Raw genomic sequence first — 10,026 nt, forward strand, 5'->3', positions numbered from 1 at the left:
TTATGATGGTAAGAAATTCTGCTGCCGCATCACAGGCATTTTTCTCACAGCCTCGTTTCAATAATCACAGGATCGCTGTCTCCGCAGCAGATACAGTGCGTGTAAAAGCGCAAACTAGCGAAATGAGTAAAGTTTCTTCCATATTATACCCCCCCCCCCAACACTTTTAGAAATATGCGGCGCATCTACTGCGTCGCATCGTCAAAACTATACATCCTTGTATAGTTTTGACTGCGAGTTTCGGCGGTGCCGAAACTCGCTACTGTTTAATACGAGCGGCATCCGTGCCGCTGCTGAAAAATCATCAACGTATCAAAGATACGCCTCCGCTTTATTTTTAGCTTATTTCAGAACCGCTATGGATGGCGGCGGCTGCCAACAGCAGCGTCTATTTTCAAAAGCTTACGGAAAAATTTTTTCAAAAGCATTTATTCTCTATGACTGCATTACTGCCTCTGTTTTAAGTCTTTTCTTTGTATTTTTTATACTTTTTTTAGAAAATTTACGCCGTCATTTACCTATACTTATATATATGAATCATATTCCAATCAACAACCCCGGCGCAGCTTGTGAGCATAAACTCGCCGCACGACTAGAAGGAGTAACACTATGAAGAACATTCCTACCCCGTCAAAAGAAGAATGCTCAAAGTATTTGGAAAAAGAGAACGCTGAACATTATACGGTAGGAGCAAAAGCCGTTACGCAGATTTTTAAGCTGTATCCTACCAACACCGTGCTGGAAGAAGTATTGGTAAAAGTTTTGGTATTAAACGACTTATATTCAACTAATATTTTGGGAACGTATGCGGTTGCAAAGCACATTATCGGCTTGCATATCGATGAAAGATTGAAAAACGGCGATGCATCGCTTGTTACTGACATTGCGCACATCGAATTAAACGGAAAAGAAAAATACTTTTATTCGTTTGCAACAAAATACTGCGCTATGCATCAGCCTGAGCTGTTCCCGATCTATGACCGCTTTGTCGGTGAGATGTTACGATATTTCCGAAAGCAGACTCGTTTTACACGGTTTGCGAATGCAGACCTAAAAAACTATGCAAAATATCGTACCATTTATGATGCATTCATACAGTTCTTTGCATTGAATGATTTTACATACCGGCAGGTTGATAACTATCTATGGAAACTCGGGAAAGAACACGTGCAAGAAAAGGGGAAAAAAGAAAAATAATAATGGCGTTTTATAGTTATTGTCAGGAGTTGTAGGAAATACTCACATATAAATCACAATAACGAGTAATTATTATACCCTGGAGCAAAGCGCCGGGGTATTAGAGCATCCACGCGGATAAGCAAAAGGAGAAATATCCAATGGAAACAAGAAAACAGGAATTTGTAGGAACAATTCGGAAATGCCCGAATTGCGGTGCAACGTTACCGGGATTAGCAGCCGTATGCCCACAATGCGGACATGAAATTACCGGTGTCGATGCAATCGGTTCTGTTAGGGAGTTTTTTAATACCTATCAGTATGAGAAAAGCGAAAGGCGCCAACTGAATCTGATAAAGAATTATCCGGTTCCGAATACAAGAGAAGATATTATTGAGTTCGCATTACTTACAGCGCAGCAGGTAAAATCTTTATTGAGTTCAGAATATCTAAAAAAGACCATGGATTCTGATACGACTGTGACAGATCCTGAAATTGCAGTAAAAGGCGTTGTAGGAATCTTTAAAGACACTCTTTTGGGAGATAAAACCAAGACCATAGGAGAGAAAAGTGAAACAGTTTCGAACGCAGAATTTTTAGCAGCATGGAAAGGAAAATTTGAGCAGATCAATATGAAAGCTAGTATAGTATTTGCGAATGATCCTAAAACACTCGAACACATTCGCAAAATTATTTCAGATGTCTTAGCAACCGAGGAAAAATTAGAGCAATCAGAAAAGAAAAGGCTAGCTGCTGAAAACAGAAGTTATGCGTTCGTGTTGATACCAGCGTTCCTTATATTATTTTTAGGAATAGGGGGGCTATTTTTTTTAGGTAACAATGGGGAAAGTTCAAAGAAACAGGAAATACAAAGACTCGAAACTCTTGAAAAAACGATTATACAAGATATTGAAAATGCAGACTATGCTTCTGCAGAGCTGAAGATTATTGACTTACGATGGAGAGAAAGCCCATTAAAAAATAAAGCAAATATTCAACTTTGGGATGAAAAACGTGAGTTATTGCAAAAACGAATAGAAGATGGCCGCAAAAAAAAGAAGGGTAAGTAACATGGGATTTTTTGGACGTAAAGACGACACATTAAAAAAGAATGAAGGCGGATTTATGGACGCAATCCGCTGCGATCAAACAGACTATCTTATCTGGAAATGGCGTCCGGCAGGGCAGGGTGTCGGTACAACGGTCAAGGAGAATGCAATCCGCTACGGTTCTTCTTTAAACGTGAAAGACGGCGAGGTCGCGGCATTTGTCTATCACCAAAAAGACGGTACGATGCAAGACTTTATCGTAGGACCGTACAACGATACCATCAAAACGGCAAACTTTCCTGTGCTTGCAAAAATCGTAGGGCTTGCCTTCGGTGGAGCATCTCCGTTTCAGGCGGAAGTTTACTACATCAACATGGCGGGGCTTATTCAGCTACCGTTCGCTGTGCCGTATTTCGATATGTTTGATCCGCGCTTGCCGGATTTTCCAATCAGTATGGCGGTTCGCGGCAGCTTTGCATTCGGTATTACGGACTATAAACAGTTTATTAAACTGCATCGGCTTTCAAATTTTGAACTTGAAGATTTTAAAAAACAGATAAAAGACAATTTAGTAAAATTTGTGAAAGGGGTTGTTACTAATATTCCGGACGGCAGTTACGGTGGCGCTCCGATCCCGATTGTGCAGATGGAACGCCGGTTGTTGCAGATAAATGAGTTGGTTCAGCAGTATATACAGCCAAAGCTTTCCGATGTATACGGGGTTACATTGAAAGATTTTAACATTGCCGAATTGGATGTTGATAAAACCTGCGAAGGCTACGGTAAAGTAAAAGAGCTGACGGCAAATTATACGGAGGCATCTCTTAAAACGCAACAGCATATCAATGTGAGCAATATGCAGGAAACAAATCGGTTGCAGATGGATGCAATGAAGCAGAATCAGGCGATCCAAATGGAGAATATGCAAGAGTCGCTTCGCATCAACCGGGAAGAAGGGCAATACGCGCAGCGGCAGGCAACGGAAGCTAATGCGTATGCGGCAAAGCTTCAATCGGAGCAGCAGAATCTCGGTGCATTTGCAATCAAAAATCAGACGCAAGTCGGTGTCGCTGCCGCAGACGCAATGGGTAAACAGGGTGCAAGCGGAGCGGGAAATGTCAACTTAGGCGGTGCAGGCGGTATGAATCCCGGTGCGATGATGGCGAATATGGCAATGGGAACCGCAGTCGGTGCCGGCATGGCAAATATGCTTGGCAACTCTTTTGCCGGTGCTGCAACGGGTATGGGCGCAGGTATTATGCCGGGTATGGCAGCTCCTGCAGTACCGCCGCCTCCTGTTGAAAAAATGTACAATGTTGCCGTCAACGGAGCGGCAACGGGCCCGTATTCGGTACAGCAGCTGCATCAGATGGTAGCGGGTGGACAGCTCAATGTACAAAGTCTTGTTTGGACAGCAGGTATGGCAAACTGGATGGCAGCGGGGCAAGTTGCGGAATTACAAAGTTTATTTGTAAACACCACAGTACCGCCGATTCCTCCTACATTATAGTAAAAGGAGATGCGGCAATATGCAAAACACCAAAGATAGTTTCTTTTCGATGGATAGGTTGGTAGAGTTCGGTATGGGGATGGCAATGAGTCAGCAGATTGCTCAGACCATGAATGCTATGATGGCTTCGATGAAGCAACCGCCACAGGTACAAGTTGCCGCTCAGCCGCTTTATATGCAGCAGCCGATTCAGCAAGGAACTCCTACTCAGCCGGTGTATCGGCAGTATGCGGAAACACCGCAGCGATGGCAGCCTGCACCTCAACAGGTTTCCCAAAATCCGACAGCAGTTTCGCAGGTCGTACAGCAAAGTACAGCAATAACTACGCCGCCGCCGGTTCCGCAGGGCACAGCGCCGGTGCAGCTGCCGCTTCCTGAAGTATTCTATATTTCTCGTAATGGCGGACAGGCTGAAGGACCGTATAGCAGTACGGAAATCGCACGGTTTGTTGCTGAAAAGCAGGTAACGGCGAAAACACCGGTTTGGCAAGCAGGTTCTGCGGATTGGAAAACAGCGGCAGACTTTTCAGATATTATCGCTCTTATTGCGCTTGTTCCACCTGCACTTCCGTCATCAGGACAGTAAAATCATGGAGAAAAACAACATGAAAGTAACATGTAAACTTATTCCGTCTCTTGTTTCTATTGGTATTGCACTGCTCATTGCATACGGTTTTTCTGCTGCGAACATGCAAGAATGGCAGCGATGGCTGATGTTTGCCGTTTGTGCCGTGGAGTTTATTGTCCTATTCGGCGGTGGCTTCGGTCTAAAATATGCAGAGGGCGGCAACATCAATATCACCGTACTTTCTATCATATTTATCATCATTGCGTTGATTATACAACTTATCGCAACTTTTGCAGCGTTCAGCCTGACTCTCTATATCATTGTAAACGGTCTATTAGTACTGATTTATATTGGTATTGCGTACGCCATCGCGAAAGCTCTATAAGGACAGCGCTCCCAAACGCCAATTGCTGTACTTCGACATCAAAAATCTCATCGTATAAAAATTTTTATACTTTTTTGAACATTTTTAGCGGTCAATCGCCTATACTATAGAGCATAAATACTCAATACCTATTTCATAATAAACAATATTCAAAAACTATGAAGGAACCACATTATAGGAGGAAACAATATGGCAACCGATTATTACAAGATGGTACAGTATACACTGCTCAGTGAGGGCGAAAAAGACACATTGGCTCGGATATGCCGTAAACTGGAAGCCATAAGTAAGGAGACGAGGCGTACCGGACTACTACCCCCACTGGAAGATGCTATTGAGGGTATAGCCGCTGAGTTCGGCGGTAAAAATGGAAAATACGCACGGAAGCTCCTCATGCTTGTTGCTCACGGATACGAACAAGAGATTATACGGGGCATAGCTGATAACTACATAGCATCCTCCTGCCAAAATGAATTTGAAGTTTTGTGCTTTACACTGATAAAGACCGGAGCTTGCGCAATTCAAGATGGAACTCATCCAGCAATACTTGCGGAACACTTTGTCAGTTACATCGGTTTTGACGGTGAAGAAGATTTCCGGCAAAGAACCGGCTTCGTAGAAGAATACTATTTTTAAGTGAATAGTGTACACAGAAGTACACTATTCAACAGTATCTTTGCGCTTTAAAAAAGAAGCGTACATAACAAGGAGCATCTATGAACCATGTATCTGAATTACATCTTACATCGGAAGAAAAAACAAATTTGAATCTTCTGGAAATAACGGATAAAGGAATACTAACCGATGTAATTGATAAAAATAGGTTAGCAGGCAGCCTTGTACTGCCCGATAGCGTTATTGAAATCGGTGATTATGCATTTTCCGACTGTTCCGGTTTAACAAGTATTGTGATACCCGATAGTGTTACCGTAATTGGAGAAGCCGCATTTTTCGGTTGCACGGGTTTAACAACTATTGCAGTACCGGGCAGTATTACTGATATTGGAAACGGCGCTTTTGCCGCCTGTGTGAACCTAATGCAGCTTACTGTTGATAATGCCAATGCGGTATATTGTGGCGAGGATAATATTATTTATACAAAGGATAAAAAAAGTTTGGTAGCTGTTGCAGCCGGTTTAAAAGATAGTATTGTTATTCCCAATACGGTTAGTGAGATTCGTCGGCATGCATTCTCCGGCTGTTCCGGTTTAACAAGCATTATGATACCTGATGGTATTACTGAAATCGGTGACTATGCATTTTCCGAATATACCGGTTTAACAAGCATTGTGATACCCGACAGTGTTACGGTGATTGGTGATCATGCCTTTTCCGGCTGTTCCGGTTTAACAAGTATTGTAATACCTGATAGTGTTACAACGATTAGCGGAGCTGCCTTTTCCGAATGTACCGGTTTAACAGGCATTAAGCTACCGAGCTGTATTACGAAGATAGGTATCTGTGTATTTTCTCGCTGTACTTCTCTCACTGGGGTTACGATACCGGATACTATCAATGTGATTGGTCTGTTTGCATTTTCCGAGTGTACTTCTCTCACTGATGTGATAATACCTGATAGTGTTCGCGAGATTCATTTCTTTGCATTTTCAAAATGTACCGGATTAACAAACATTGTAATACCCGACAGTGTTACATCGATTGGGGGGAACGCTTTTGAGGAGATTAACCCCAATGCGCACTTTACCGTGAAAAGCGAATCGGTAAAAGAACTGTTAGTAAATAGTGGCAGCAATATACAGGATGAACAAATTACTGTCGAGCCGCGTTTGTAGGATAGAGTATCTACAATCTCTCGGTGTAAAACATCGAGAGATTGTCATGAATGTTCCCACTGTATAAAAATTTTTTATTTTTTTCATACATCTTCAGAAAAGAGTTACCTATACTTATAGATAACTCATGCACACCTATCATGTGTCGGCAGGAAAGGAGAATAACTATGCGCATAATCGATAAATACAAAGACTATTATGATTTCCTCGGACATACCAGTGAGGACAAAGCCCTTGTCTATGACCGGCGCGGGAGTACCCCGCTCAACAAAGAAACGGTTTTATATCACATATATCGCTATTCTCGTGATAATAGCGTGACCTTTGGCTTACAGGCCGGCTTCAAACTGTTTATTCTACAAGCTATTCATTTGCAGGCTGAGCACGATCCAAGAACAAGAATACTACAGCATGTTATCGGAGATATTCAGCTTGTAGACTCTATCGACAATTTTAATTGGGCAGGGCAGCCTTTACAGTTTGTTGATCTGAAACTTCCTTACTCCCTATATAAAAATAAATGGTATACGCACACAGACTCATGGGATAGATCGTATCAACATCAATTAAAAACGGTTCCTGTTATGCGGAGCAAGGGGAATGAACGGCCGGACGAACTGCTCGCAGAAAAACCGCTATTGTGTGATACTGGTATTCCGGCGCTCATTCCGCCGTTTGAAATATATAAAAATCTGGAAATGTATCTTTCGTCACTCAAAACCGAGAAAACGGTTGATATCGCAACAAATGACGAAAAGATTATTAATCACGGATTTGATATGAAGTCTTCTTTTCGCCATCCGGTAAAGTGAGTAATTCACCCTTCAATCGTAGCAGAGAATATAGTTTGAGGAGAAATACTATGGGTCACATTGATGAATCGCCATTAACGGCGGAAGAAAAAGCAAATCTCGCTTTATTGAAAATAACGGATGGAATATTAACCGGTGTAACCGATGCAGAAAAGTTAGTAGGCAGTCTGGTCATTCCCGATAGCGTAACTGAAATTGCTCAGCAAGCGCTTTTTTGCTGCAAGGCTTTAACACGTATTATCATACCGAGCAGTGTTACGAAAATTGGTCCTGGAGCAATTGCCTGCTGTACCGGTTTAACCGGCATTGTTATTCCCAACAGTATTACTACGATTGACAAATATACATTTGCTCACTGCAGCTCCTTAACCGGTGTTGTTATACCCGATAGCGTTACAGCAATTGGTGCGGCAGCATTTTATAAATGTACCGATTTAACAAGTGTTGTGATACCCGATACTGTTACTGAGATTAATCCGAGCGCATTTGCCAAATGTCCTGCTTTAACTGATATTGTTATCCCCGATAGTATTACTGAAATTGCACGAGCCGTATTTGCCGACTGTCCCGCTTTGACCGGTATTGTTATCCCTGCAAAGACTACTAAAATTGGATGCAAGGCGTTTTCCGGTTGTAGCTCTTTAACACGTGTTACAATCCCCGGCACTGTTACGGAGATTGGGGAGTATGCCTTTTCCGGCTGTACCAATTTAACCGTCATGGTTATTCCCAACGGTGTTACTGAGATTGGAGACGGTGTATTTTCCTGGTGTGAGAACCTAACAAATATTACTGTTGATGATGCAAATACGGCATATTGTAGTGAGAATAATATTCTGTATACAAAGGATAAAAAAAAGGTGATAGCTGCAGCAGGAGCCTTAAAAGGTCATATTGTTATTCCTGATAGCGCTACTGAGATTGGAAAAGATGCCTTTTCCGGCTGTACCGGTTTAGCAAATGTTACTATCTCTGATAATGTTACCGTAATTAGCGAGTCTACCTTTTCAGGTTGCTCCGGTTTAACAAGTATTGTGATACCCGGCACTGTTACTAAGATTGAGGCGTATGCATTTTTCGGCTGTAGTTCTTTAACAGGTGTTACGATACCTGACAGTGTTACTGAGCTTGGAAACGGTGCATTCTACGGCTGTACAAACTTAACAAGTATTGTAATACCCGATAGTGTTACTGAAATTGGAGATAATGCCTTTTACGACTGTACCGGCTTAACAAGTATTGTGATACCCGGCACTGTTACTAAGATTGGAGCTGCTGCATTTGCAGGCTGTACCGGTTTAACAAGCATAGTTATTCCCGATAGTGTTACTGAGATTGGCATGTTTGCCTTTTATGACTGTACCGGCTTAACAAGTATTATTATCCCCGATACTGTCACTGAAATTGGAATATATGCCTTTGGCAGCTGTACCGGTTTAACACGTATTGTGATACCTGATAGTCTGACAGCGATTAATGGCGCGGTATTTTATGACTGCACCGGTTTAACCAATGTTGTTATTCCCGATACTGTTACCGAGATAGACATGTATGCGTTTTCCGGCTGTAGCGCTTTAGTAAGTGTTGTCATATCGGACAGCATTACTGAAATTAAATCGGAAGCATTCTCCGGCATTAACCCCGATGCTCATTTTACCGTTGCAAGCGAATCGGTAAAAGAACTGTTACTAAACAGCGGCAGCAATATACGGGATGAACAAATTACTGTCGAGCCGAGTTTGTAGAATATAGAAATTACAGCAAACATAGATGAATGCCTTTAGGAGGAATTGTATGGATCACATCGATGAATCGCTATTAACAGCAGAAGAACAAGCAAATCTCGATCTGCTGAAAATAACTGATAAAGGATTACTAACAGGCGTAACAGATAAAGAAAAGTTAGCAGGCAACCTTGTAATACCTGATAGTGTTACGGAGATTGGAAACGCTGCCTTTTCCGATTGTACAGGTTTAACCAGTGTTGTGATACCCAATAATGTTACGGCGATTGGCAAGCATGCTTTTTCCCGGTGTACAGGTTTAACCAGTGTTGTAATACCCGATAGTGTTACGGCGATTGGTATGTTTGCCTTTGTCTGCTGTACCGATTTAACAAGTATTGTAATACCTGATAGTGTTACGTCGATTGGAAACGCTGCCTTTTCCGGTTGTACAGGTTTAACCAGTGTTGTGATACCCGATAATGTTACGGCGATTGGCAAGCTTGCTTTTTTCCGGTGTACAGGTTTAACCAGTGTTGTAATACCTGATAGTGTTACGGCGATTGGTATGTTTACCTTTGCCGGCTGTACCGATTTAACCAGTATTGTAATACCTGATAGTGTTACGGTGATTGGAAGGGCTGCGTTTGCCGGTTGTACCGGTTTAACAACTGTTGTGATATCTGATAGTGTTACGGAGATTGAAGAGGCTGCGTTTGCCGGCTGCACCGGTTTAACAACTGTTGTGATACCCGCTAGTGTTACTGATATTGGAAACGGCGCTTTTGCCGCCTGTGTGAACCTAATGCAGCTTACCGTTGATAATGCCAATGCGGTATATTGTGGCGAGGATAATATTATTTATACAAAGGATAAAAAAAAGCTTATAGCTGCAGCAGGTACTTTAAAAGGCCATATTGTTGTTCCCGACACTGTTACTGAAATCGGAATAGATTCGTTCTCCGGCTGTACCGGTTTAACAAACATCGTAATACCCAATAGTGTTACT

At 42.3% G+C, this 10,026-nt stretch carries 11 protein-coding genes; all 11 read left to right on the plus strand.

The window, feature by feature from the left end:
- Positions 1–358: 358 nt before the first annotated feature.
- Positions 359–613, plus strand: a complete 255-nt coding sequence (locus HMPREF1222_RS10540; protein WP_038076686.1) for a hypothetical protein — start codon at positions 359–361, stop codon at positions 611–613.
- Entirely contained in the window at positions 610–1,197 is a 588-nt protein-coding gene (locus HMPREF1222_RS10545) for a hypothetical protein (RefSeq protein ID WP_016519390.1), read from the plus strand. The genes HMPREF1222_RS10540 and HMPREF1222_RS10545 overlap by 4 nt, the downstream gene beginning before the upstream one ends.
- Before the next feature lie 140 nt (positions 1,198–1,337).
- The gene (locus HMPREF1222_RS10550) at positions 1,338–2,246 is read left to right on the plus strand and encodes a zinc ribbon domain-containing protein (RefSeq protein WP_016519391.1); all 909 of its coding nucleotides are present in this window, start codon (positions 1,338–1,340) and stop codon (positions 2,244–2,246) included.
- Position 2,247: 1 nt separating this feature from the next.
- Positions 2,248–3,735 carry an SPFH domain-containing protein gene (locus HMPREF1222_RS10555; protein ID WP_016519392.1) on the plus strand — a complete coding sequence of 496 codons (1,488 nt, stop codon included), beginning with the start codon at positions 2,248–2,250 and terminating at the stop codon, positions 3,733–3,735.
- Between the two features lie 19 nt (positions 3,736–3,754).
- Positions 3,755–4,321 carry a DUF4339 domain-containing protein gene (locus HMPREF1222_RS10560; RefSeq protein ID WP_016519393.1) on the plus strand — a complete coding sequence of 189 codons (567 nt, stop codon included), beginning with the start codon at positions 3,755–3,757 and terminating at the stop codon, positions 4,319–4,321.
- Between the two features lie 19 nt (positions 4,322–4,340).
- Entirely contained in the window at positions 4,341–4,688 is a 348-nt protein-coding gene (locus HMPREF1222_RS10565; protein WP_016519394.1) for a hypothetical protein, read from the plus strand.
- A 189-nt stretch (positions 4,689–4,877) separates the two neighbouring features.
- A complete protein-coding gene (locus HMPREF1222_RS10570; protein WP_016519395.1) occupies positions 4,878–5,324 on the plus strand; it encodes a hypothetical protein in 447 nt (148 codons plus the stop codon).
- 80 nt (positions 5,325–5,404) lie between these two features.
- Positions 5,405–6,481, plus strand: coding sequence for a leucine-rich repeat domain-containing protein (locus tag HMPREF1222_RS10575; protein ID WP_016519396.1), 1,077 nt, complete (start codon positions 5,405–5,407; stop codon positions 6,479–6,481).
- A 167-nt stretch (positions 6,482–6,648) separates the two neighbouring features.
- Positions 6,649–7,293, plus strand: coding sequence for a hypothetical protein (locus HMPREF1222_RS10580; protein ID WP_016519397.1), 645 nt, complete (start codon positions 6,649–6,651; stop codon positions 7,291–7,293).
- A 50-nt stretch (positions 7,294–7,343) separates the two neighbouring features.
- Positions 7,344–9,038: a leucine-rich repeat domain-containing protein gene (locus tag HMPREF1222_RS10585; RefSeq protein WP_016519398.1), complete on the plus strand. Its 1,695-nt coding sequence runs from the start codon at positions 7,344–7,346 to the stop codon at positions 9,036–9,038.
- Between the two features lie 49 nt (positions 9,039–9,087).
- The coding region (locus HMPREF1222_RS13000; RefSeq protein WP_016519399.1) for a leucine-rich repeat domain-containing protein at positions 9,088–10,026 on the plus strand (939 nt) is incomplete at its 3' end.

This window comes from Treponema vincentii F0403, assembly GCF_000412995.1.
GTDB classification, from domain to species: Bacteria; Spirochaetota; Spirochaetia; order Treponematales; family Treponemataceae; genus Treponema; species Treponema vincentii.